The organism is Sulfitobacter sp. AS59 (genome assembly GCF_038899995.1).
In the GTDB taxonomy this organism is placed as follows: Bacteria; Pseudomonadota; Alphaproteobacteria; order Rhodobacterales; family Rhodobacteraceae; genus Sulfitobacter.
In genome coordinates, this window is the sequence record NZ_JBBMQK010000002.1 from 416,057 (window position 1) to 440,534 (window position 24,478).

Consider the following 24,478-nt stretch of genomic DNA (forward strand, 5'->3'; position numbering starts at 1 on the left):
TGCCGATTTGGCTGATTTACAAAGGATCGCATAAACGAATAGGTCCCCATGCACTATCGCAGCCTTGATCACTTTCTGACCGATGGCAAAGACGCGCTGACCCAAGGGCCGATTGCGATGGTTCTGGTCGAAGATGACGTCGAAATCGACACCGCCCTGCGCCACCATCATCAATTGGGCTTTGCCACGATCATCGCCTTCATGCCCGCGGAATTCGATCTGGCCCGCGATGTGGAGGAACTGGTGATCCGCGTGGATTACTCCATGGCCCAAGACCACGCGATGGAGACGGTGATCAACCGGATGATCGAGGCCGCCAACGGCGAATGGCTGTACTACTGCTACAACGCCGAATACCTGTTCTATCCGTTTTGCGAGACCCGCAATGTCATCGAAATGCTGGCCTTTCACAGCGAAGAGCGCCGCGATGCCATGCTGTCCTACGTGATCGACCTATATGCAGATGATCTGACGGCCCAGCCCGACGCGGTGTCGCTGGATTTTGCCCATCTGGACCGCTCGGGCTATTACGCGCAGGCCCGCCCCGATGGCACGCCGTCAAACCATCCCAAAGAACGCCAGCTGGATTTCTTTGGCGGCTTGCGCTGGCGCTTTGAAGAGCACGTGCCCCCCGCCCGCCGCAAGATCGACCGCATTTCGCTTTTCCGCGCCAAGCCCGGCCTGCGCATCCGCGCCGATCACACATTTAATGACGAGGAATATAACACCTATTCCTGCCCGTGGCACCACAACATCACCGCCGCCGTCTGTTCGTTCCGCACGGCCAAAGCCCTGAAAAAGAACCCCGGCAGCACGTTCGACATCGAAACCTTCAAATGGCACAACTCCGCCGCCTTTGAATGGCATTCCCGCCAGTTGCTGGACTTGGGGCTGATAGAGCCGGGGCAGTGGTTTTGAGTGGGTGGTTTTGGTGGGTTGGTCGAGGTGAGAGCGGGTGACGGTCTGCTTCGAGCACGTATTACTCTCCGGATGTATGCTAAGTTAATGCTAACAAATGCGGCGGCTATGCTGAGCTATAGTACCATCGAACGGCTATTTGCTTTGCACGCGCACCACTTGAGGCATCAATAAGATGGATGAGCAGAAGGTATTTGATACTGCACTCGAACAACTGGACGAGTGCTTACTCACCGCGACGGGGTTATCTGGCGGCAGGATCGGAATTGAACACACCGGAAGACAAAATCGTGTCCTAACCTCTTATGCGAAGATGATCACTCATTGCATGTCGCTACAAGCGCTCTGCAGGAAGCACCAGACATTGCCCGAGGGCGCAAAGCTACTTGACCATTTTTCAGTCGCAGCCCTTGCGCGTTGTGTGATTGATTCAGCTATCATGACACTTTACTTGTCTGAGCCGTCCCTTACGCTTCCACAATGGGACCTTCGTCGCCATTTACTCTTTTTACACGCCCTCACCAATCGGAAGCGATTTCTCACATCTTTAAAGAAAATACAGGCAGACGGAACCAACGTTCCGTTTTTTGAGAATTATGAGGAGATAAAACTCGGTCTTAAATCCGTCATCGACCAGAGATGCGAAGAGTTACAGATCAGCTTTGAACAGCGGGGCGACCTGAAGAACGGTCAAGTCGTATTCATTTCCGGAGTTCGCGGAGCAGTACGCGAAGCAAAAATAGACGTAAACAAATTTGATTTTTTCCACACTTACTTCTCAAACCACATTCATTCCCACCCGGTCAGCCTATTAAATGCCAATGAGCAGGAAATTTCGTTCAGCGCTCCTTCTCCTTTCCAACTCGGCCTTTGCGCAACCTGTATTTCCGCTGCTGTTGAGTATCTCACTGCAGTCAATGCTCGGGTGGAAATGTTTACCGGTGAGATAAGCCGTGATCCAGTAGGGCCATTGGAATAGAATTATCCCTTCGGAACCGAGAGCCACATCTTAGCACTTCTGCGGGTCTCAAAGCCAGTTGAGAACCAGTCGCGTCAGCTTGCAGACGGTAACACCTAGCCCCACTCACCCCATCAACATCGGAAACCAATCTTCCCTCAGGCGTTGGCCTTGCACCATGTCATGCCCCGGAAAGGGCGGCGACGTGGGGCCGGGGCGCTTGGTATAGGTTGCGTCGTCGCCCAGCAGCCGCAGCGAAAAGGCGCGTCTGCGGGTGGTTGACTGGTTGCCGCGCGCGCCGTGCAAAATGCCATAGTTGAACGCCACTGCATCCCCCGGTTCCATCTGCCATTCGCGGATGTCCATCGCTTCGGCATCGGGATCAGGGACGGGCATATAGGGCGCGGGGTCAAAGAATGCGTCGCCCTTGACCCACCGCGTTGGCAGCACCGGTTTTTCCCACAGGTGTGATCCGGCAACGCAGCGCAGTGTGGCCTCGGTCACGGGATCAAGCGGCGACCAAAAGCTGACGTTCTGCCGCCCTTCGACAAAATAATACGGCCCGTCCTGATGCCACGGGGTTGCCATGGATGTGCCGGGTTCCTTGACCAGCACGTGATCGTGAAACAGCTGCACCGTTTTGCTTTGCATCAGATCGGCAGCCACCTGTGCCACATCCGACCCATGAATAACTTGGGCGAATTCGGGAATCCGTTCCCAATTGCAGTAATCGTCGAAAAAGCGTCCGGTCTCGCCCGGCTTGTCGTTATTTGACGCATAGGGGCCGGGGTTTTCCATGTTCCGCGCGACACCTGCACGCAAGGTGTCCACATGATCGGCAAACAGCCCCTTGATCAGCACCACGCCATCACGCTGGTAGCTGTCGATATCGTCTTGAGAAACTAAAGGATGCATCTGCCCGCCCGCTGCTGTTTTGCATCAGCCTAAGCAGCGCCGCGCGAACCGTCCAGCGGTTTAGCTTTTGCGGCGCAACCGGATCACAACATCAACCGATGCGATTTCCGCGCCTTCGGGCGCGTCGGGCAACTGTGCGATCACCAACTGGTCGGACGGTGCGTCGGTCAGGCGGGCCTCATCCTCCCAAAAGAAATGGGGGTGGTCGTGGGTGTTGGTGTCGAAATAGCTTTTTGATCCGTCAACGGTGACTTCTTGCAACAGACCCGCCTCGCAGAACGCCCGCAATGTGTTGTAGACCGTGGCCAGCGACACCGCAGCGCCCTGCCCTTTGGCCGCGTCAAACAGGCTTTCTGCGGTGACATGGCGATGATGACCGTCGCCCACAAGCAACTGTGCCAACGTCATGCGTTGCCGTGTCGGACGCAGGCCCGCCGTGGCGAGCCATTTGGAACTGGTCTCTTGCATCGCTTTGTTCATTACATACTCATTGTCTGTTCAAGGATGTATATAATGCGCAAACCACCCTCTTTTCAAACAAAAACCCGAAATGCCCATGTCGCTACAACCCTTGCAGGCATAGCGGGCACAATGCTAGACCAAACGCGACTTTGATTATAGCCAGCAGGAGCCGCAGAATTATGGCCGATTACCCCACCAGTTTCGACAAAGAGGCATTGCTGAAATGCGCCCGTGGTGAACTTTTTGGCCCCGGAAACGCGCAGCTTCCTGCCCCGCCGATGCTGATGATGGACCGGATCACGGATGTGTCCGCCGATGGCGGCGCGCATGGCAAGGGCCATATCACGGCTGAATTCGACATCACGCCGGACCTGTGGTTTTTCGATTGCCACTTTCCCGGCAACCCGATCATGCCCGGCTGTCTGGGCCTTGACGGTTTGTGGCAGCTGACCGGCTTTAACCTTGGCTGGCGCGGCTGGCAGGGGCGGGGCTATGCCTTGGGCGTGGGCGAGGTCAAACTGACCGGCATGGTGCGCCCGGAGCGCAAGATGCTGACCTACAAGATTGATTTCACCAAAGCGATCCAGACCCGTCGCCTGACCATGGGCGTGGCCGACGGCATCGTCGAGGCCGACGGCGAAGTGATCTATATGGTCAAAGACATGAAAGTCGCCCTGTCGGAGAGCTGATCCGAGAGATGACTTGATTTGTCGCCATGTTGGCGGCAAACGAAAGAACAACGCGGCCCCTTGCCCGATCATCTGCATGGGGGCTGCTAAACGAGGGCGATACGCCCAGTAGGACTAAGGGAGTGCGCCATGCGCCGCGTCGTCGTCACAGGGTTGGGGATTGTCTCATCCATCGGAAACAACGCTGAAGAGGTGCTTGCATCGCTCAAGGCCGGAACCAGCGGGATCGTTGCGAGCCCCGAAATGGCCGAACACGGGTTTCGCAGCCGTGTTGCAGGCACGCTTAAGATCAATGTCGCAGATCACATCGACAAACGCGCGTTGCGGTTCATGGGTGCCGGTGCGGCCTATGCCTATATCGCCATGGCCCAAGCCATCGCTGACGCGGGCCTGAGCGAGGATCAGATCAGCAATCCGCGTACCGGCCTTGTAGCGGGGTCGGGCGGACCGTCGACATCGGCGCTGTTCACCGCGCATAACGTGGTGCGTGACACGGGTGCTACCAAACGGATCGGGCCGTTCGCCGTACCGAAATGCATGTCCTCGACCGTCAGTGCCAACCTGAGCACGGCGTTCAAGATCAAAGGCATCAACTATTCCATTACCAGCGCCTGTTCCACATCCCTGCACTGCATCGGCAACGCAGCAGAGCAGATCATGATGGGCAAACAAGACGTCATGTTCGCCGGCGGCGGCGAGGAGTTGGATTGGACATTGTCCTGCCTGTTCGACGCCATGGGCGCGATGAGCAGCAAATATAACGACGCCCCCGAAACCGCGAGCCGCGCCTTTGACGCCAACCGCGACGGGTTCGTCATCTCGGGCGGCGGCGGCATGCTGGTGCTTGAGGAATTGGAGCATGCCAAAGCGCGCGGTGCCACGATCTATGCCGAAGTGACCGGTTACGCGGCCACATCCGACGGCCACGACATGGTTGCCCCGTCCGGCGAGGGTGGCGAACGCGCCATGCGTCTGGCGCTGCAATCCCTACCCGAAGGTCGCAAGGTCGGCTATATCAACGCACATGGCACATCGACCCCCGTGGGCGATGTGGGCGAGATCGAAGCGGTTCGCCGCGTCTTTGGCCAAGGGTCAACACCGCCGGTGAGTTCGACCAAGTCGATGACCGGCCATGCCCAAGGGGCCGCTGGCGCGCTTGAGGCCGTGTTCTGTTTGCTGATGCTCAAGCAAGACTTTATCGCAAAATCCATCAACGTGGTCGAACTGGACCCCAAACTGGATGCGTCCGAGATCGCACTTGAGCGGGTCGATAATGCAGGGCTGGATTCTGTGATGACCAACTCATTCGGGTTTGGCGGCACCAACGGGTCGATGATCCTTTCCAAGTTTAAAGAGTAAGGACAGCAGATGTCATATCTACTTAAGGGAAAACGCGGCCTGATCATGGGTGTCGCGAACGAACGGTCCATCGCTTGGGGCATTGCCAAAGCGATGGCCGAAGCCGGCGCTGAACTGGCGTTCACCTATCAGGGTGACGCCTTTGGCACGCGCCTGAAACCACTGGCCGAAAGCGTCGGGTCCGATTTCATGGTCGATGTTGACGTGACCGACGATGCGTCCTTGGACGCCGCATTCGAACAGCTTGGCGCGCGTTGGCCGACGATTGATTTCGTCGTTCACGCCATCGCGTTTTCCGACAAATCCGAGCTTACGGGCCGTTTCCTGAACACGTCGCGTGCGAATTTCAAACATTCGCTGGATATCTCGGCCTATTCCTTCATCGAAATCGCCCGCCGCGCGCATCCTTTGATGGTGGAAAACGGCGGCACTTTGATGACGCTGACCTATCAAGGGTCAAACCGCGTTGTGCCCAATTACAACGTTATGGGTGTGGCCAAGGCGGCGCTGGAATCTGCGACGCGGTATCTGGCCAATGATCTGGGCCCTGAGGGCATCCGCGTGAATGCGATCAGCCCCGGCCCGATGAAGACCCTTGCCGGTGCTGCCATTGGCGGGGCGCGCAAGACATACAAGCACACCGACATGAACGCGCCCTTGCGGTCAAACGCCACGCTTGACGCTGTGGGTGGCACGGCCGTCTATCTGGCGTCGGATGCAGGGGCTTGCACCACGGGCGAGATTATTCGCGTTGATGGTGGATTTCATGTTCTGGGGATGCCGCAGGCGGAAAACCTGTAAAGGCGCACCAGATTATACCGGCGGACCGGGGCGCTGCCCCGGACCCCGGGATTTTAGGCCATTTGGAAATAGGGTGCCGCGCCTAGCGTAGCGGTGGGGTTTGGTAGAACCAGACCTTCATGCCGCCATGGGCGATCGCCGGGCCTTGGGGTTTCCACGGTAGTCCCGTTGCTTTGGCCAAGGGTGGTTCGGACGTGACAAGGCCCACTCGCCAGCCTTTGAAGCGGGTCAGCAGCGTTTGGCCCAGCGTACCATACAGCGGATAGAGCAGTTTTTTATTACCGATGCGGCCACCGTAGGGCGGGTTCACGATAACTAGGCCCGGTGGGCCGTCAGGCGGGGTCAGCTCGCCCGCGGCGTGGTTTTCAAAATGCACGACGTCTGCTACCCCGGCACGTTCCGCATTGGCGGTGATCATCCGGATGGCACCTGCATCGCGGTCTGATCCGTAAAAACGAAGGTCAGTTGCGACCGGAGGTTTAGCGCGCATTTCCTCCCATTCTTTGGGATCAAAGCTGGCGAGTTTTTCGAAGGCAAAGCTGCGGCTGCGGCCGGGGTTCATGCCCATGGCGATCTCGGCCGCTTCGATCACAAATGTCCCAGACCCGCACATCGGGTCCACGACGGTTTCGGTTCCGCTATAGCCCGCTTGGCGCAGCAACAGGGAGGCCAGAGTTTCGCGCATCGGTGCTTTGCCGATGGCTTCTTTGTGGCCGCGTTTGTGCAGGGATTCGCCTGATGTATCGAGGCTGAGCGTTACGACGTTGTCGTCAATGCGCACCTTGAGGACCAGCGACGCCTCGGGTGAGATCGTAGCACCTAGGCTTTCGCGCAGGGCCGTTTCGATCCGCTGGGTCGCGGCACCGGCGTGGTAAATCTTGGACGCTTTGGTTGTCACCTGAACCCGCAAAGGTACATCAGCGCGCAGCACATCGGCCCAAGGAAATTTGCGCGCGCGTTTATCAAGCTGCGCCAGATGGAACGCCATAAACGATCCGATCCGCGCCAAGACACGCGATGCGCCGCGCAGTTCCAGATTGGCGCGCCAGACCTCGGGCCAGCCGCCTTGCACTGTCACACCACCGGGCGACAGCGTTGGATTGGCAAAGCCTTTTTCAACGACCTCGGCCAAGAGCATGTCTTCTAGGCCGGGTGTCGCGACGAGAAATATATCAAAGTTGGTATCTGGGTTCATAGACGCTGCTTACTGTGCTGCGTCGCACAGTTCGAGCGGTTTCTTTTGAACTGGTGCCTGTCGGCTTGGGTCGCAAAAGGCGAATTTTGCGGTGCCAGCGCAGGATGCCCCGCGCTGGCATGGGATATCTTAGGCGATTTTCATCAGCTCGATATCAAATTGCAGGTCTTTGCCCGCCAAGGGATGGTTCGCATCCAAGGTTACGGTCGCGTCGTCCACTTCGACCACCATGACAGGCATGGCTTGGCCGTCAGGTGTTTGCATCTGCAACTGTGTGCCGACCTCAAGCGGGATATCGGCGGGGATACCTTCGCGCGGCACGGCTTGGCGCATTTCGGGGTTCAGCGGGCCATAGGCGTCTTCGCTGGCAATTTTGACAACTTTCTTGTCGCCGACTTCCATGCCGGGCAGTGCCACGTCAAGGCCGGGAATGATCTGGCCTGAACCGACCACAAACTCCAACGGTTCGCGACCGTCCGAGCTGTCAAAGGTGCTGCCGTCCAGCAGCGTGCCTGTGTAATGAATAGCAACGGTATCGCCGGATTTAACCTGCGTCATAAAACTCTCCGATCTGGATGGGGATAAATGCAAGAGGCCGCGTGTCTGCGCGGGTGCTCTGGGGTTCGGTGCCCAGTGTTTCAAGCCTGCGCGCTGGCGTAAACCCTTATTGGGCCAGTTTTCGGCCTTTTCTGTCCCCCCCGCCCGTGCCAATCTTGGATTTGGACATACCAAGGGAGGGTAGGATGCCGATCACCACCTGCGTTTTTGACGCTTATGGCACATTATTCGATGTAACCGCTGCGGCACGTCAGGCGGCAAGCGAGCCGGATTTTGCAGCCCTCAAGGACAGCTGGCCAGAGGTCGCGGACTATTGGCGGCAAAAGCAGCTGGGGTATTCATGGCTGCGCGCCGTCGCAAATGCCCATGTCGATTTTTGGGAGGTCACCCAAAATGCCTTGGATTGGACCTTAGAGAAAACAGGGCATGACGGCGATCCGGCGCTGCGTGCCCGTCTGTTGGCGCTGTATTGGGAGCTTCAGGCCTTTCCAGAGGTGCCCGCCATGCTGCGCCAGTTGAAAGCGGCCGGGCTGAACACCGCGATTTTGTCAAACGGATCGCCGGAGATGCTGGAAGGTGCGGTGAAGTCCGCCGGGCTACATGACAGTTTGGATGCGCTTTTGTCGGTCGAAAGCGTCGGCGTCTTCAAGCCTGATGCGCGGGTCTATGATCTGGTCAGCCAGCATTTCGGCTGCGCCAAAGACGAGGTTCTGTTTGTGTCATCCAATGGCTGGGATGCTGCCGCGGCCACCGGATACGGGTTTACGACCGCTTGGGTGAACCGCAACGCGGAGCCGATGGACCGTGTACCCTGGACGCCCGTGCACACCCTCAAAGAGCTTAGCGAAATTCCAGCGTTGGCGGGTGCCTGATGCCGCATTTCACCTCTTCCGACGGGCTAAACCTATATTACACCGACGAAGGCGCGGGCCTGCCGATCTTATGCTTGGCGGGGCTGACACGCACCTCGGCTGATTTCGATTATGTCACGCCGCATCTGGCGGGCAATCGTCTGATCAAGATGGATTATCGCGGGCGCGGGCAATCGGATTTCGATCCTGACTGGTCGCATTATTCACCGCCCGTTGAATGCCGCGATGCGCTGGAACTGCTGGCGCATCTGGGGCTGGACAAGGTCGCGGTCCTTGGCACATCACGCGGGGGGCTGAACGCCATGGGCTTGGCGATGGGGGCCAAAGACCGCCTGCTGGGCGTCGCGTTCAATGACGTGGGGCCGCATATCGAAACGATGGGGCTGGATGATATCATGCAATTCATTGGCCGGAACCCTGCCGCCAAATCCCATGCCGAACTGGCTGCGGCCATGCCCGGCCTATTCCCCGATTTCGAGGGCGTGCCAGACAGCCGCTGGATGGAAGAAGCGGTCAAGCATTACACCCAGACCGACACGGGCCTGAAAATCACCTATGACAAACACCTGCGCGACGCGGTGGCGAAAGCGTTCAGCGCCCCGTCGCCTGATTTATGGCCCTATTTCGATGCGCTTGAAGGGCTGCCAGTGGCATGTATTCGAGGGCTGAATTCCAACCTGCTGAGCGAAGAAACCTTGGCAGAGATGGAAAAACGTCGCCCTGATATGATCGTGGGCCGCGTGCCCGGGCGCGGGCATATCCCGTTTCTGGACGAACCCGAAGCAGTTGCTGCCCTGCATAAATGGATAGAGGCCATGGCATGAATATCGAGATGATCCGCGCCGCCGCAACACGGCTTGAGGGCCACGCGCGCCGCACGCCGCTGCTGAATTCGCCGTTTCTGGATGAAATCGCGGGTCGCCGCGTCTGGGTGAAACCCGAATGCCTGCAACACACCGGAAGTTTCAAATTTCGCGGCGGCTGGTCGGCGTTGTCGGCCCTTGACCCGGCCACCCGCGCCAAGGGCGTGATCGCGTTTTCCAGCGGCAACCACGCGCAAGGTGTCGCCTTGGCCGCGCAAAGACATGGGGTGACAGCCGTTATTATTATGCCTTCAGATGCGCCGCGTCTGAAAGTCGAAAACACCCGCGCCCTTGGGGCCGAGGTGGTGCTGTATGACCGTGCAACCGAAGACCGTGACGCCATCGGTGCCAAACTAGCGGCCGAGCGCGGTCTGACGCTGATCAAGCCCTATGACGATCCGCAAGTGATTGCCGGCCAAGGCACCACCGGCCTGGAGATTGCGCAGCAAGCCGCCGAACTGGGCATCACATCCGCCGATGTGGTCGTGTGTTGCGGTGGTGGCGGGCTGACCTCGGGCATTGCGCTGGCACTTGAGGCTGATGCCCCCGGCCTGCGCGTGCGCCCCGCCGAACCCGCAGGCTTTGACGATGTCACGCGGTCACTGGCCCAAGGCAGCGTCGTGCGGAATGCTGCGCCGTCTGGGTCGATTTGCGATGCGATCGTCACGCCGCAACCCGGCGATCTGACCTTTCCGATCATGCAACGGCTGTGTGGCCCCGGCCTTGTCGCCACGGATGACGAGGCGCTGCAGGCCGTTGGCCAAGCGTTCAACCGCCTTAAGGTGGTCGCTGAACCCGGCGGTGCGATTGCCCTTGCGGCGGCCCTGTTCCGGCGCGATCAGATCGAAGGCGAGGATGTCATCGTTACGATTTCCGGCGGGAATGTGGATGCCGATATGTTCGCCCGCGCCCTTGCCACCCTTACGTGACCTAAAAAAGGACCCTGCCCCATGAAGCTTTTTAATACTGGCGATGTCCGCCTGCATTACCGCGTCGATGGCCCCGATGATGGGGCACCCGTGGTGTTCGCCAATTCGCTTGGCACCGACATGCGCCTGTGGGATCCGATCCTGCCCCTGCTGCCCAAGGGGCTGCGGATCATCCGATTTGACAAGCGCGGGCATGGCCTGTCCACTTGCCCGCCTGCCCCCTATTCGATGGGTGCGCTTATCTCGGACACAGAAAAACTGATGGACTTTCTGGGCGTCAAAGACAGCGTCTTTGTGGGCCTGTCGATTGGCGGCATGATCGCCCAAGGGCTGGCCACCAAGCGGCTGGACCTGATCCGCGCGTTGGTATTGTCAAATACTGCAGCCAAGATCGGCACGCCCGAAATGTGGGCGGATCGCATCAAAGCGGTTCAAGAAAACGGTATTGAAAGCCTTGCGGACACGATCATGGAACGCTGGTTCGCGGCAGATTTTCGCGCCACGCCCGAGCTTGAGCTGTGGCGCAACATGGTGACCCGTCAGGAACGGGATGGGTATGCAGGATGCTCTGCCGCGATTTCCGGCACGGATTTCTATACGCCAACTGCCGGGTTGCGCCTGCCATGCCTTGGCATCGCAGGGTCCGAAGACGGATCGACCCCGCCCGATCTGGTACGTGAAACCGTTGATCTGATACCGGGGTCGAAATTCCACATCATCCGCAAAACCGGCCACCTGCCTTGCGTCGAAAACCCCGTGGAATACGCGCAGATTCTGACCGATTTCCTGAAAAGCGTCGGGCATGTCTGATATCCTTTTGGTGCACGGATCGTGCCACGGTACATGGTGCTGGCGCGATCTAATCCCCGAACTGACCGCGCTTGGCCACAGCCCCCGCGCCATTGACCTGCCCAGCCACGGGGCGGATCAGACGCCCGTGAATGACGTCACGCTGGACAGCTATGCTGATGCCGTGCTGGCGGCATGCACGCCGGACACCGTTGTCTTGGGCCATTCCATGGGCGGATTTGTGATCAGCGCTGCCGCGCAAAAGAACCCCGATGCGATGGCGCAGTTGATCTATCTCTGCGCCTATGTCGCCGCCCCCGGCCTGACACTGGCCGATATGCGCAAACAGGCGCCCAGCCAGCCGTTGATGCCAGCAGTTAGGATGCGCGAGGATGGCAAAAGCTTTACCCTTGATCCGACCATGACCGAAGGGCTGTTCTATAACGACTGCCCCGAAGGTGTTGCCGCTTTCGCCTATCCGCAGCTATGCGCGCAGGCCGTTGCCCCGACCACTACCGCCCTGCCCGATACCAGCCGCGCCGACGCCAAACGGCGCAGCTATATCCGCTGTATGGATGATCGGACCATTCCGCCCGCCTATCAGGTGACCATGACCAAAGACTGGCCAAGCGCGGATGTCTATGAGATGTCGACCGGGCATTCGCCGTTCTTTGCTGACCCCAAAGGGCTGGCGCAGATTATTGATACGATCCTCAAGAGGTAACCCATGGCCGCCAGCGTTTTCGACAGCCCCCTTTATGCGCAACTGTTCCCGACGGGGGATGCCGGACGCTTGTTTTCGGACACCGCCGCGATCCGCGCGATGCTGCTGGTCGAAGGGGCGCTGGCCAAGGTGCAAGGCGCGCTTGGGGTGATCCCCGAGATGAGTGCGGCGGCGATCCACCGTGCGTCATTGGAAATTCAGGTCGACCCCGGTGCCATCGCCAAATCCACGGGCGAAAACGGGGTCAGCGTACCGGGACTGCTGGCGCAGTTCCGCGCCGAAATGCAGGCCCCTGAATTTGCGCAACACGTGCATTGGGGGGCCACCAGCCAAGATATCATCGACACCGCGTTGATGTTGCGCTTGCGTCAGGCATTGGGTCTGGCTGAAACCGACCTGCGCGCCCTCGTCGCGTCCCTTGCGGCGGCGGCTGAGGATCACAAAACCCTCCCCCTGCCAGCGCGCACCTATGGGCAGCACGCCACCCCCACCAGCTGGGGCGCGGTTCTGGCCGAATGGGGTATGCCGCTGATCGACGCGATTGAGGAACTGGACGCCTTGCGCAAAACATCGCTGTTCGTGTCCCTGTCCGGCGCTGCGGGTACGGGCTCTGCGCTTGGCCTCCAAGCCGCCGAAACCCGCGCGGCACTGGCCAAAGCGCTTGGCCTAAACGATCCCAAACGCAGCTGGCATGTTGATCGCGGCCCGATCCTGCGCATCGCCGATTGGCAAGGGCGGGTCATGGCGGCGCTGTCGCATATGGCGCAATCCATGGTGGGTCTGACCATGACCGGCATCGGGGAAATCGCCCTTGGTGCGCCCGGCGCGTCATCGACCATGCCGCAAAAGCAAAACCCCGTTGGACCGTCGGCGATCATCGCGCTTGGCCATCAATTCACCGGCCAGCGCGCCACATTGCAGGCCGCTGCGGCCCATCAGCATCAGCGCGATGGCGGGGCGTGGTTTGCCGAATGGATGGCGGTGCCGCAGCTGGCGCTGTGCCTTGCGTCCGCCCTGCACCATGCAAAAACCTTAGTCGACGGCCTCGCGCCGCATCCGGTTCAGATGCACAACGCGTTGACTGGCGGGTTGGGTCTTATCCACGCAGAGGCGCTCAGCTTTGCATTGGCAGAGCTTATGCCCCGCCCCGACGCACAAGCCGTAACCAAACGGTTGTGCCGCGAGGCGCAGGACAAACAGGTGCCCTTGGGTGATCTGGCCCGCGCCGATTACCCCGCGCTGCCAGCCGACCTGTTCGACCCGGCCCAGCAAATGGGCCATGCCGCCGCTGATGCCCAAGCCTTTGTCGCACGCGCGCAGGCGCTCTGACTTCGTGCGGCCGGCAACGCTGTTCATTCTAGCGACCGTCATGATCGATGCCATGGGCATCGGCCTGATCATCCCCGTCATGCCCGATCTTATCGAAGAAGTCCGCGCCGCTGATCTATCCCAAGCGGCGCTGTGGGGCGGGGTTTTGGCAACCACCTTTGCAGTGATGCAGTTCCTGTTCAGCCCCTTGGTCGGCAGCCTGTCGGACCGGTTCGGACGCCGCCCGATCTTGCTGACCTCGCTGACAGTGATGGCCTTGGATTATGTGTTGATGGCACTGGCCGGGTCGATTTGGTTGCTGCTTTTGGGCCGTGTGATCGGCGGCATTTCAGCGGCGACCGCAGCCACGGCCAGCGCCTATATGGCCGATATTTCTGCCCCGAAAGACCGCGCGGCAAATTTCGGGCTGGTGAGTGCGGGATTCGGCATCGGGTTTGTATTGGGGCCCGTCGCAGGCGGGTTTCTGGCCGAGTTCGGTACCCGCGCACCGTTCTGGGCCGCCGCCGTGCTGGCCACCAGCAATGTCGCCTTTGGCTGGTTCGTATTGAAAGAGACCGTAACGCGCGAAAACGCGCGGCCCCTGTCATGGCACCGCACCAACCCCTTGGGTGCCGTCAAGCATCTGGGCCAATTACCGGGCATAAGACGTCTGTTACTGGTCTATTTCCTCTATCACCTCGCCTTTGCCGTTTATCCGTCAGTCTGGAGCTATTTTGGCAAGGCGCAATTCAATTGGTCGCCGTCGATGATCGGCGGGTCGCTTGCCCTGTTCGGGCTATCCATCGCCATCGTACAAGCCGGTATCATCCGCCCTGTGCTGAAACAGCTGGGCGAACGCGGCACCGTTTTCTTCGGATATGTTTTTAGCGTGGTGACGTTCTTTTTGATCGCGGTGGTGACATCCAGCACAGCCGTTTTGATCCTGACACCAATGGCGGCGGTTGCCGGGGTGATCCCCGTCGCCTTGCAAGGGATCATGTCGCAATCGGTGGCCCAAAATGCCCAAGGAGAACTGCAAGGGGTGCTGACCTCGGCATCGGCCTTGGCGATGGTAATCGCACCGCTGGCGATGACCGGCACATTTGCGGCCTTCACCGCGCCCGACACTGCATATTATTTCCCCGGCGCGCCGTTTCTACTATCGGTCCTGCTCACCTTTATTGCTGTGGCAATTTTCATGCGATGGCGCGCCCCAAAGATTAACGCGTGAGGGTTCATCTGGCGTAGGTTCACGCTTGCGTCTTGGGCCAAGCCCAGCCACCTTTGCCGTAATGACATCGCCAATTGGGGGCCACCCCCACACACGCCACCAGTGGGGGCCAGCCCCCACACACACCAAAAGCGGGGGCCAGCCCCCGCACCCCCGGGATTTTAATCCATTTGGAAGATAGGGCCGCAAAATGAAGCTTCAGGATTTGGATGTAATTGTGACGGCACCCCCTGCACCGGGGTGGGGCGGGCGGTATTGGATTTTGGTGAAGGTGACGACGGATACAGGTATTGTGGGCTGGGGCGAATGTTATGCGTCGTCAGTCGGGCCAGAGGCGATGCGCGCGGTGATCGCGGATGTGTTCGAGCGGCATATGCAAGGTCAGAACCCCGAAGACATAGAGTTGATGTTTCGCCGCGCCTATTCGTCGGGCTTCACCCAGCGGCCTGATTTGACGGTGATGGGGGCGTTTTCCGGGCTTGAGATCGCATGCTGGGACATATTGGGCAAAGACCGTGACCGCCCTGTCTATGCGCTGATTGGCGGCAAGATGAATGACCGCGTGCGCGCCTATACCTATCTGTACCCGCTGCCCCATCATGACATCGCAACCTTCTGGACCTCGCCCGAAATGGCCGCGGAATCGGCGCTTGATTGCGTAGCAAGGGGCTATACCGCGATCAAGTTTGACCCTGCCGGCCCCTATACCCTGCGTGGCGGGCATATGCCTGCGATGACCGATATCAGCCAGTCGGTTGCGTTTTGCAAAGCAATCCGCGAGGCGGTGGGCGACAAGGCCGATCTGCTGTTTGGCACCCACGGGCAGTTCACCACCGCAGGGGCCATTCGTTTAGGTCAAGCCATCGCCCCCTATAACCCGCTGTGGTACGAAGAGCCGATCCCGCCAGACGCGGTCGAACAAATGGCCGTCGTGGCGCGCAGCGTCGGCATCCCCATCGCGACAGGTGAGCGCCTGACCACGAAGGCGGAATTCGCGCCTGTATTGCGCGCCGGTGCTGCTGCGATCTTGCAGCCCGCATTGGGCCGCGCAGGGGGCATTGGGGAGACAAAGAAGATCGCAGCCATGGCCGAAGTGTATAATGCGCAGATCGCGCCACATCTGTATGCAGGTCCGGTTGAGTGGGCCGCGAATATTCATCTGGCCGTTTCAATTCCCAACATCCTGATGTGCGAATGCATCGAAACACCATTTCACGATCAACTGATCAAGGGGAGCATACGCGTCAACGACGGATTTATCGATGCCCCGACCGCCCCCGGTTTAGGGATCGATGTGGACGAAGGACTGGCGCGTGCGCATCCCTATTCGGGATCAGATCTGCATTTGCAAATGCAGGAAGCCCCCTGTGATTACGCCAATGGGAACGCATTTCAGGGCGGCGCACCCGTGGACCAGAAAGGAACATGAGCGATGATAAAACAACTGGCACTCAAGCTCTTTAATCGCAAACACGGCACCCGGATTAAAAGTATCGATGTATCCTTGCGTGCCGCGATTGGCGCAGGCGTTAAAATACAACGGGGCACGTTTGTCGACAAACATTCGAGCATCGGCAGCTATAGCTATCTGGGCAAAAACTGTTCGGTATCAGCCGCAGAAATCGGCAGGTATTGTTCGATTGGGGATAGCGTGATTATCGGACCGGGCGAACATGACATGACCCACGTTTCCACCTCGACCGAATTTCAAAGCGATGCATTTGAGAGCCTGACCCGCGATCCCTGCGTCATCGGCCACGATGTGTGGATTGGGGCGCAAAGTATTATCCTGCGCGGCGTGACCATCGGCAATGGTGCCGTGATCGGCGCAAACTCGGTTGTCACCCGCGACGTCGCCCCTTTCGAGGTGGTCGCGGGCAGCCCGGCGCGTGTGATCAAAACCCGATTTGATGCAGGTCGAGCACAGCAGATCACAGACAGCGAATGGTGGCTGAGTGACCGTGATGACGCCGCTAGGATTATCGCGGAACTGGGCGCGTAAACCGACTTAGCTCTTCAGCAACGCCAATGACGCGGCAACGATACCCTCGCGAGAGGGCAGTGTCGCCGCGTAGGCCGGCCCCGTCGCGATAAAGCTATCTTCGGCCGTGAGGCGGGCGAAACGGACGACGCCGCGTTCGCGCATCAGCGCCATGATGGCTTCGGCTTGGCCACCTGTTCGGCGACATTCATCCACGATCAGAGCGGGGCGGTCGCCAATGGCGGCGATGATCGCATCTTCGGCCAAGGGGGCAAGCCAGCGCATGTCGATCACCCTTGCGGCCGCCCCTTGGGCAGCCAAATCGGCCTGAGCTTGCCGGCTAAGGTAGTGGCCATTGCCATAGGTCACGATTGCCAAATCCAAGCCATCCCCATGCACGCCAATGTCTTGCAAACCAATGCGTTGGCCGGGCGTGGGATAGGACGTCATCCAGCCGCCATCACCAGCTTCCAGCAGATCTCGCATGGGATAAAGGGCAATGGGTTCAACAAAGACAACGACCCGCTGCTCTTCACGCGCAAGACGATGAGCCTCGCGCAGCATCATCGCAGCATCGGCACCCGTCGAAGGGCAAGCGATGATGATGCCCGGGATATCTCGCAACACAGCCAAGGAGTTATCATTGTGGAAATGCCCGCCAAACCCCTTTTGATAGCCCAGCCCCGCAATGCGCAGCACCATCGGATTGGTCCATTGCCCGTTGCTGAAAAACGGCAAGGTTGCCGCCTCGCCGCGCAACTGATCCTCGGCGTTGTGCAGATAGGCCAGAAACTGAATCTCGGGCATCGAGACAAAACCGTTATGCGCGGCACCAATGGCGAAACCCAGAATGGATTGCTCATCCAACAAAGTATCCACCACGCGGGCCGGACCAAAGCGCGTTTGCAGCTTTTGCGTGACGCCGTAAACGCCGCCCTTGCGACCGACATCCTCGCCCATGATCAGCGTTTCGGGATGGGCCAGCATCAGATCATGCAGCGCCCAATTGATGATCTTGGACAGCGGCTGCGGGGCAGGCATCTGGTTAATTTCACCCCCGAACAGCTCTGCGCGGCGCGCGTCGGATGGGCCATTGACCAGCGCACAGGGGCGTTTTGGCGGCACAATGCTGGCCATCACATCTGCGGCTGATTTCAGATGAGGGCGGGTCACCACATCATCTGCAGCCTTTGCGACGGCGTCCAATGTTTCGGTATAAATCGCAAATGCTTCGCCTGCAGTCAAAGCACCAGCCTCAATCAACAGACGCACAGTATGCAACAACGGATCATTCGCCTCGTCGGCCTCGACCTCGGATTTCGGCAGATAACTTGTCGCGATATCGGCCCCCGCGTGCCCATAAAGCCGCACAGTGCGCAGATGCAGAAAGGCAGGCTTGCGGTGCTTGCGCACGAAATCAGCCGCCGCTTTGGCAGCGGAATAAGCCCCGAACAGGTCCAATCCGTCCGCTTCAAAATACGTAAGACCCGGGCGCGCCGACATAGAAGCCTTGATCCACCCGGTTGGGGTTTTGGTGGAAATGCCAATGCCATTATCCTCGCACACGAAGAGCAAGGGCAAAGGGACACCCTGAACGGCAGTCCAACAGGCGGCATTGATGGCCCCCTGCGCAGTGGAGTGGTTCGCTGATGCATCCCCGAAACTGCACATTGCCATACCATCATGATGCAGCAATCTATGCTCGGGCGGATTACGTCGCGCCAGACCCAACGCATGGGCCGCGCCAACAGCCTTGGGCAGATGGCTGGCAATGGTCGAGGTCTGCGGCGGGATCATCAGCCGACGACTGCCCAATACTTTGTGACGCCCACCACTGGTGGGGTCATCCGAAGAACAGGCAAACGACAGCAACATGTCGCGCAACATATCTTGCCCGCCGACCTGATCCGCACGCGCTATTTGAAACGCTGCATCCCGGTAATGAAGAAACGCAATATCATCAGGCCGCAGGGCATGGGCAACGGCGGCCATACCTTCGTGCCCGCTGGACCCGATGGTATAGAAACCCTGTTTATTTGCCTGCATCACACGGCTTTGCAGATCCAGTGCACGGGACAAAACCTGCGCACGATACAGCCCAACAGCCGACGCGTTATCCAAACCGGGTGTCACCGGCCCGCCAACAGGAAAATCCTGCGCCGCAACGCGACGCAGGAAATTGTCATGAACAATCTGTACGCGGTCCATCGTCACCCTTCCGAGTTTGCCAAAGGCCCATCCAAAAGGTGCCTCCGGCGGGGATATTTAAGAGCCAGAGAAAAGGGAACCTCTTCCGCGCTTCTCTGGCTTTAAAATATCCTCGGGGGAGTTTGAGGGGGCAGACAGCCCCCTCATTCCGTCTTTAGAAAAACGCCTGAAGGCCGGTTTGGGCACGGCCCAGGATCAGCGCATGGACGTCATGTGTACCTTCATAGGTGTTCACCGTCTCAAGGTTCATCATGTGGCGGATCACCTGGTATTCGCCGCTAATGCCATTGCCGCCGTGCATGTCACGCGACATGCGCGCGATGTCCAAGGCCTTGCCGCAGTTGTTACGTTTCACAATCGAGATCATCTCGGGCGCGGCATTGGCTTGGTCCATCAAGCGACCAACCTGCAAGGATGCCTGAAGCCCGAGCGAGATTTCCGTCATCATGTCGGCCAGTTTTTTCTGGAACAACTGGGTTTGTGCCAGCGGTTTGTTGAACTGCTTGCGGTCCAAGCCATATTGACGAGACGCGTGCCAGCAGAATTCAGCCGAGCCCAGAACACCCCAGCTGATGCCATAGCGCGCGCGGTTCAGACAGCCGAACGGACCTTTGAGGCCTTCAACATGCGGCAGCAGGGCGTCTTCGCCGACTTCGACGTTATCCATCACGATTTCACCGGTGATCGATGCACGCAGGGACAGTTTGTTACCGATCTTTGGTGCGGAAAGCCCTTTCATGCCTTTCTCAAGGATGAAGCCGCGGATTTTTCCGCCATGTTCTTCGGATTTTGCCCAAACAACGAAAACATCCGCAATCGGCGCGTTCGAAATCCACATTTTGGACCCGATCAGCTTGTAGCCATTTGCCGTTTTCACGGCGCGTGTTTTCATACCTGCGGGGTCAGACCCGGCATCCGGTTCCGTCAGGCCAAAACAGCCGATGAAATCACCACTTGCCAGTTTGGGCAGGTACTTTTTGCGCTGCGCCTCGGACCCGTATGCATAGATCGGGTACATCACCAGGCTGGACTGCACGGACATCATCGACCGGTATCCGCTGTCCACACGTTCAACTTCGCGTGCAACCAGACCGTAGGACACATAGTTGCCGCCCAGCCCGCCGTATTCCTCAGGCACTGTGACGCCCAACAGGCCCATGTCGCCCATTTCCTTGAAAATCGCAGGGTCTGTGCTTTCGTTCGCAAAGGCTTCGATTACGCGGGGTTGCAGCTTTTCTTGAGCATAGGCGCGCGCACTCTCTTGGATCATGCGTTCGTCTTCGGTCAGCTGATCGGTCAGACGGAACGGGTCCGTCCAATCAAAGCTGCTCATGTTTGGCGCATCTTTGGCCTTAAGAACTGGAGCTTCGGCGTTCATTCTGTATCCTCCCAAGGGGTGTAGGTTTGAGCGAACTATTGCAAAAACCGGCGCGGAATACTATCGCTGCTTTATCCTAGCCTTATGAGTTTTAGTCATATGATAGCCCCCCGTCGCTTTCTACCCTCGATCAACGCATTGCTGGCTTTTGAGGCTGTTGCACGGCTGGGCAGCGCAACCCAAGCGGCGCTTGAGCTGTCCCTGACCCAAAGCGCGATCAGCAGGCAGCTGAAGACCCTTGAGGACCAGCTTGGCGTCGCGCTGATGGACCGGCAAGGCAGACAATTGGTGCTGACAGAAGCCGGGAAAAGCTATGTCATTCAGGTGCGCGAAATCCTGAACAGGCTGGCGCAGGCGTCTATTTCGGCACGTACAAACCCAATGGCCGGGGCGCTGAACCTTGCCATCCTGCCCGGGTTTGGCATGCACTGGCTGGCACCGCGTTTGCGCGATTTTGCCCAAGCCCACCCAGAGGTCACCGTGAACCTGAGCACGCGGCTCAACCCGTTCTCATTCCAAAACAGCCCCTTTGATGCGGCCATACATTTTGGCAAGGAAGACTGGCCCGGTGCCGCCTATCTGCACTTGATGCCGGAAACCGTTGTGCCGGTTTGCGCGCCCGAATTACTGAATGCGCCGCTGGACAGCCCCGCCGACATCCTGCGCTTTCCGCTATTGCATCTTGAGACCCGGCCAAGGGGCTGGGCGCGCTGGCTTGAGGCGCTTGGGGTTACTGACACGCCCCCGTCCGGCATGATCTTTGACCAGTTTTCGACCATGGCACAGGCGGCGGTGCACGGGCTGGGCGTTGCCTTGCTGCCCACCTTTTCGGCTGATCCCTATTTGCGCACGAGACAGTTGGTTCTGGCATCGACCCAGACGACACAAAGCATTGGGAATTATTATCTGGTCTGGCCTGAGGATCGCGTGGAAACCGCCGCGTTGCGGTCATTCAAGGCGTGGCTCGCCACCCAGACGGGCGAAAACCTTTAGGAGCGACCGCGCACAACGCCCTATTTCCGTCACAATTCCATTTTAAGCGATACTTAACTGTAACCGGGTGGGGCCGCTGTCAGGAGCATTCACTATGCCTATTTCTTTTCGCAAGGCCGCTGCAGCCTTTGCAGCATTCACTTTGGCAACGAACGGCACTGCCGTTCTTGCCCAGACACATGACGTTATGATTTTGGATCAGGCGTTCTTTCCCGCTGTCACCTATGTTGATGCCGGCGATACAATCAACTTTACCAACAACTCCGAGGGTTCAAGAACGGTAAAAGCGGCCGATGAATCTTGGCAGTCAGAGGCGTTGAGCACGGGTAGTACCTTTAGCTATGTGGTTGATGCAGCGTCGCCACTGGTTTTCACCAGCTCCACGGGTAACGGTGCCTTCGAGGGCACCATCAGCTTTGATGAACCGCCTCTAAGTAACTAGGTCACGATACTGCTGTTGAACCTTCGTTGCAGGGGACAGGATTACTGGGATACCGGCATTATCTGCTTTAACATAGCAGCCACGATAGCTTCCGGCCGGTCCTCTTGAACAAGGTGCCCTGCGTTCTTGACCGGAACGCACGGGCGGTCCGAGATCAGACCGGCCAGCGCCTCCCCCTTTGCATAGGGAATCCAGTCATCGTTCTCGCCCCACAGGACGGTGACGGGACAATCCAGCGGCGCATATAGCCCCTGAACCTCGTCGGTAAACTTCTGGTCCATCTGCGCGATTTGCCGATAAAAGGCGGGCTGCCCGACCGGGCCGAGCCACGGGGCGCTGTATATTTCCAACGCCTCTTTCGAGAGCGGATTATGCGCTGCGGTCTGCAGATATGACGCCAGCAATGCGCGGTGCATATAGTCAGGCATGCCAGCGAATGCGGCCTCGTGTTTGCGCACATGCTGAACGAAGGGCGAACCCCAAGGTGCCATGGCAACAGCATCAAAGATCGTCAAAGAGCGATAACGCAGTTGGTCGATATAATAGCCGCGCAAGGCCGTCGCGCCGCCGAAATCATGGGCTAGCACGTCGGGGCGGCTTATGCCCCACTCCTTAAACAGTGCGGCCAGAACCCGGTTTTGCAAACCCAATGATACATTTTGGCCTTCGCGCATCTCGGACTGCCCATAGCCGACCAGATCAAAGAAGTAGACGGTTCTTAGATCGGCCAGCTGCGGAATGATCCTGCGCCAGACCTGCGATGAAAACGGCGTCCCGTGGATCGCAACAAGCGGTGGGCCGGAGCCGCAGACGCCCCATTTCACCGCATTATTTTCAATGATTGATGTGTTCGGCAATTCCAGCATTGGCGCATCTTTCACTATCACATTGTCATTTAGCTAACTTACGATATGATGGTGAAATGAGTAGATCAATACAGATAAAAGCGATGGCGAGTGAGACGCGGATGAAAATCCTGCGTCTGCTGTCAGCGCCGCAGCAGCATTTTGGGGACCAGTGGTCGGCGGATCCTGTAGAATTTGGCGTTTGCATGACACTGATCGCAGAGGCGCTATCTGTCGCGCAACCGACCGCCAGCAGGCATTTAGACCTATTAAAACAGGCCGGTTTCATCATGGTTCAGAAGCACCAGAAATGGTCATATTGTAAACGGGATGAGACAGGTATCGACGACTATCTGCTGTGGCTGCGGGCAGAGCTTTCGGCCTGAGCATCGGGGGCATAAACGCCAAGAAAAAAGGCGCGCCATTTCGCGATGGCGCGCCTTAAAGCTGTGAAGGTCTATATTATTTCAGCGTGATGCGACCATCGACATAGGGCGTGTAGGCCCCGTTGGCCGCGATGAATTCGGCGGTGACATCTGCGACGTCAGGGCCGTAATCATAGGCGTTTTCGGCTGTCTTGAACATCGCATAGCCGTCGCCGCCATTGCGTACGTAGTTGTTGGACACAACACCGTAGACCTTGGCCGGATCAATCGGTTCGCCAGCGACCATCACGTCACTGATACGGCTACCAACTTCGGCTTTTGCATCAACGGCATAGGTCATGCCCGCCACTTGTGGGAAACGGCCTGCAACCTCTTCGATCTGGCTCACACCGTTTTCAAGCGCCTCGATTACCGTAGCACCCGTCACCTGGAACGTGGACAGCGTGTTCTGGAACGGCAGCACCGTCAGAACTTCGCCCATAGTAACCTCGCCCGCGTCGATCGAGGACCGGATACCACCGCTGTTCTGGAACGCGATTTGCACGCCTTGGTCGGCCACACGGGCCAGCATCGCGTCGGCAATCAGGTTGCCCATTGCGCATTCCATAACCCGGCAAACAGAACGGTCGCCTTCGATCATCTCGGATGTTTCAGCCACAACCTTGTTGCGAATCTCATCCAGCGGTTGCGCCAGTTCGGCGATGCGCGCCACGGTGCTTTCGTCTTCGACAACAGCCGCGTCGATCAACACAGGTTCACCTGATGCTTCTTTTAGGTTGCCGTCATCATCGAAGGTGACGTTCAATTCGCCCAGATACTTACCATAGGCATAGGCCTGCACGATGGCCGTTTCGTTGACCATCGTGGGGTATGCCCCTTCGGCACGGTCGTTGGAGTTGGACAACAACGTGTTCGAGTGGCCGCCAACGATCACGTCAACACCGGTGGTGTTTGCCGCGACCATCTGATCGACCCTATAGCCGGAGTGACTGAGCACGATGATCTTGTTCACGCCTTGTGCGGTCAGCAGGTCAACTTCGCCCTGCACGGCCGCAACGGAATCGGTAAAGATCACGTTTTCGCCGGGGCTGGCCAATTCGCTCGTGTCTTCGGTCGTCAAACCGATCAGGCCGATTTTTTCGCCGCCACGTTCAAGCACGGCTGATTTTGCCAGCTTGCCCGCCAAAAGCGGCTCAGCAGAAATATCGGCGTTGGACATGAGGATCGGGAATTCAAGCGCGTCCATAAATCCGGCCAGCACTTCTGGGCCGTCATCGAATTCGTGGTTGCCGACGGTCATGCCGTCATAGCCGAGCTTGTTCATCATTTCGGCGGCCATCTGGCCCTTGTAATAGGTATAGAACAGCGACCCTTGGAACTGGTCGCCCCCATCTACCAGAATGTAGTTGTTGGTCCGCGCCTTGGCATCTTTGATCGCGTTGACCAAACGGGCCGTACCGCCAAAGCATTTGCCCTCGGCGTTGTCATCGGATGAACACGGACCATCATATTTGCTGATCGGCTCAAACCGGGCGTGAAAGTCATTGGTGTGCAGAATGGTCAGGTTGTAATCGGCCTGCGCAACACCCGCTGTCAAAGCAAGCGCGGCGGTGGCGGTCAGGAATCGTTTCATGGTGGTCCCCTTAGAGTTGTAATTATGCTGTATCGTGGCCT

At 58.5% G+C, this 24,478-nt stretch carries 25 protein-coding genes; 17 read left to right on the forward strand and 8 right to left on the reverse strand.

Annotated features, from left to right (window positions below):
- Positions 1-48 precede the first annotated feature (48 nt).
- A complete protein-coding gene (locus WNY39_RS06280) occupies positions 49-918 on the forward strand; it encodes a hypothetical protein (protein ID WP_342844781.1) in 870 nt (289 codons plus the stop codon).
- A 175-nt stretch (positions 919-1,093) separates the two neighbouring features.
- Positions 1,094-1,897, forward strand: a complete 804-nt coding sequence (locus tag WNY39_RS06285; protein ID WP_342844782.1) for a hypothetical protein — start codon at positions 1,094-1,096, stop codon at positions 1,895-1,897.
- A gap of 105 nt (positions 1,898-2,002) precedes the next feature.
- Here WNY39_RS06285 and WNY39_RS06290 read toward each other — a convergent pair whose 3' ends face one another.
- Both WNY39_RS06290 and irrA read right to left on the reverse strand, forming a co-directional pair.
- The gene (locus WNY39_RS06290) at positions 2,003-2,791 is read right to left on the reverse strand and encodes a phytanoyl-CoA dioxygenase family protein (RefSeq protein WP_342844783.1); all 789 of its coding nucleotides are present in this window, start codon (positions 2,789-2,791) and stop codon (positions 2,003-2,005) included.
- A 60-nt stretch (positions 2,792-2,851) separates the two neighbouring features.
- Positions 2,852-3,271, reverse strand: coding sequence for an iron response transcriptional regulator IrrA (irrA, locus tag WNY39_RS06295; RefSeq protein ID WP_093915628.1), 420 nt, complete (start codon positions 3,269-3,271; stop codon positions 2,852-2,854).
- Positions 3,272-3,432: 161 nt separating this feature from the next.
- On the opposite strand from irrA, the gene fabA reads away from it, so the two are divergent.
- The 3 genes from fabA (at position 3,433) to WNY39_RS06310 (ending at position 6,102) form a co-directional block, all read left to right on the forward strand.
- Positions 3,433-3,942, forward strand: a complete 510-nt coding sequence (gene fabA, locus WNY39_RS06300; RefSeq protein WP_341234033.1) for a bifunctional 3-hydroxydecanoyl-ACP dehydratase/trans-2-decenoyl-ACP isomerase — start codon at positions 3,433-3,435, stop codon at positions 3,940-3,942.
- 129 nt (positions 3,943-4,071) lie between these two features.
- The gene (fabB, locus tag WNY39_RS06305; protein ID WP_342844784.1) at positions 4,072-5,301 is read left to right on the forward strand and encodes a beta-ketoacyl-ACP synthase I; all 1,230 of its coding nucleotides are present in this window, start codon (positions 4,072-4,074) and stop codon (positions 5,299-5,301) included.
- 9 nt (positions 5,302-5,310) lie between these two features.
- Positions 5,311-6,102, forward strand: a complete 792-nt coding sequence (locus tag WNY39_RS06310; protein ID WP_342844785.1) for an enoyl-ACP reductase — start codon at positions 5,311-5,313, stop codon at positions 6,100-6,102.
- 82 nt (positions 6,103-6,184) lie between these two features.
- On the opposite strand, the gene WNY39_RS06315 is transcribed toward WNY39_RS06310, so the two are convergent.
- Together WNY39_RS06315 and WNY39_RS06320 are read right to left on the reverse strand one after the other, a co-directional pair.
- The gene (locus WNY39_RS06315; protein WP_342844786.1) at positions 6,185-7,297 is read right to left on the reverse strand and encodes a class I SAM-dependent RNA methyltransferase; all 1,113 of its coding nucleotides are present in this window, start codon (positions 7,295-7,297) and stop codon (positions 6,185-6,187) included.
- Between the two features lie 129 nt (positions 7,298-7,426).
- A complete protein-coding gene (locus WNY39_RS06320) occupies positions 7,427-7,855 on the reverse strand; it encodes a peptidylprolyl isomerase (RefSeq protein WP_341234029.1) in 429 nt (142 codons plus the stop codon).
- A gap of 185 nt (positions 7,856-8,040) precedes the next feature.
- Between WNY39_RS06320 and WNY39_RS06325 the strand changes: the two genes are divergently transcribed.
- From WNY39_RS06325 to WNY39_RS06365, 9 genes are all read left to right on the forward strand, one after another.
- Positions 8,041-8,727 (forward strand): haloacid dehalogenase type II, encoded by a 687-nt coding sequence (locus WNY39_RS06325; RefSeq protein WP_342844787.1) that lies wholly within the window; start codon positions 8,041-8,043, stop codon positions 8,725-8,727.
- Positions 8,727-9,551 carry an alpha/beta hydrolase gene (locus WNY39_RS06330; protein WP_342844788.1) on the forward strand — a complete coding sequence of 275 codons (825 nt, stop codon included), beginning with the start codon at positions 8,727-8,729 and terminating at the stop codon, positions 9,549-9,551. Before WNY39_RS06325 ends, WNY39_RS06330 begins: the two co-directional genes overlap by 1 nt.
- A complete protein-coding gene (locus WNY39_RS06335) occupies positions 9,548-10,519 on the forward strand; it encodes a threonine/serine dehydratase (RefSeq protein WP_342844789.1) in 972 nt (323 codons plus the stop codon). The genes WNY39_RS06330 and WNY39_RS06335 overlap by 4 nt, the downstream gene beginning before the upstream one ends.
- A gap of 21 nt (positions 10,520-10,540) precedes the next feature.
- Positions 10,541-11,329 (forward strand): 3-oxoadipate enol-lactonase, encoded by a 789-nt coding sequence (pcaD, locus tag WNY39_RS06340; protein ID WP_342844790.1) that lies wholly within the window; start codon positions 10,541-10,543, stop codon positions 11,327-11,329.
- Positions 11,322-12,032 carry an alpha/beta fold hydrolase gene (locus WNY39_RS06345; protein ID WP_342844791.1) on the forward strand — a complete coding sequence of 237 codons (711 nt, stop codon included), beginning with the start codon at positions 11,322-11,324 and terminating at the stop codon, positions 12,030-12,032. The genes pcaD and WNY39_RS06345 overlap by 8 nt, the downstream gene beginning before the upstream one ends.
- 3 nt (positions 12,033-12,035) lie before the next feature.
- Positions 12,036-13,361: a lyase family protein gene (locus WNY39_RS06350; RefSeq protein ID WP_342844792.1), complete on the forward strand. Its 1,326-nt coding sequence runs from the start codon at positions 12,036-12,038 to the stop codon at positions 13,359-13,361.
- Positions 13,362-13,365: 4 nt separating this feature from the next.
- Complete coding sequence (locus WNY39_RS06355) at positions 13,366-14,571, forward strand: TCR/Tet family MFS transporter (RefSeq protein WP_342844954.1); 1,206 nt, start codon at positions 13,366-13,368, stop codon at positions 14,569-14,571.
- Between the two features lie 190 nt (positions 14,572-14,761).
- Positions 14,762-16,000 (forward strand): mandelate racemase/muconate lactonizing enzyme family protein, encoded by a 1,239-nt coding sequence (locus WNY39_RS06360; RefSeq protein WP_342844793.1) that lies wholly within the window; start codon positions 14,762-14,764, stop codon positions 15,998-16,000.
- 3 nt (positions 16,001-16,003) lie between these two features.
- Positions 16,004-16,573: a CatB-related O-acetyltransferase gene (locus WNY39_RS06365; RefSeq protein WP_342844794.1), complete on the forward strand. Its 570-nt coding sequence runs from the start codon at positions 16,004-16,006 to the stop codon at positions 16,571-16,573.
- 6 nt (positions 16,574-16,579) lie between these two features.
- Here WNY39_RS06365 and WNY39_RS06370 read toward each other — a convergent pair whose 3' ends face one another.
- Together WNY39_RS06370 and WNY39_RS06375 are read right to left on the reverse strand one after the other, a co-directional pair.
- Complete coding sequence (locus tag WNY39_RS06370) at positions 16,580-18,760, reverse strand: thiamine pyrophosphate-dependent enzyme (protein ID WP_342844795.1); 2,181 nt, start codon at positions 18,758-18,760, stop codon at positions 16,580-16,582.
- A 154-nt stretch (positions 18,761-18,914) separates the two neighbouring features.
- Entirely contained in the window at positions 18,915-20,138 is a 1,224-nt protein-coding gene (locus WNY39_RS06375) for an acyl-CoA dehydrogenase (protein ID WP_341234020.1), read from the reverse strand.
- Between the two features lie 99 nt (positions 20,139-20,237).
- Between WNY39_RS06375 and WNY39_RS06380 the strand changes: the two genes are divergently transcribed.
- Together WNY39_RS06380 and WNY39_RS06385 are read left to right on the forward strand one after the other, a co-directional pair.
- The gene (locus WNY39_RS06380) at positions 20,238-21,131 is read left to right on the forward strand and encodes a LysR substrate-binding domain-containing protein (RefSeq protein ID WP_342844796.1); all 894 of its coding nucleotides are present in this window, start codon (positions 20,238-20,240) and stop codon (positions 21,129-21,131) included.
- Positions 21,132-21,225: 94 nt separating this feature from the next.
- Positions 21,226-21,573, forward strand: coding sequence for a hypothetical protein (locus WNY39_RS06385; RefSeq protein WP_342844797.1), 348 nt, complete (start codon positions 21,226-21,228; stop codon positions 21,571-21,573).
- A gap of 41 nt (positions 21,574-21,614) precedes the next feature.
- On the opposite strand, the gene WNY39_RS06390 is transcribed toward WNY39_RS06385, so the two are convergent.
- Positions 21,615-22,439, reverse strand: a complete 825-nt coding sequence (locus WNY39_RS06390) for an alpha/beta hydrolase (protein WP_342844798.1) — start codon at positions 22,437-22,439, stop codon at positions 21,615-21,617.
- 83 nt (positions 22,440-22,522) lie between these two features.
- Here WNY39_RS06390 and WNY39_RS06395 point away from each other — a divergent pair, with 83 nt between their 5' ends.
- Positions 22,523-22,804, forward strand: coding sequence for a helix-turn-helix domain-containing protein (locus WNY39_RS06395; RefSeq protein WP_342844955.1), 282 nt, complete (start codon positions 22,523-22,525; stop codon positions 22,802-22,804).
- Between the two features lie 76 nt (positions 22,805-22,880).
- Here the strand turns inward: WNY39_RS06395 and WNY39_RS06400 are convergent, their stop codons facing one another.
- A complete protein-coding gene (locus WNY39_RS06400) occupies positions 22,881-24,437 on the reverse strand; it encodes a bifunctional metallophosphatase/5'-nucleotidase (RefSeq protein WP_342844799.1) in 1,557 nt (518 codons plus the stop codon).
- Positions 24,438-24,478 lie beyond the last annotated feature (41 nt).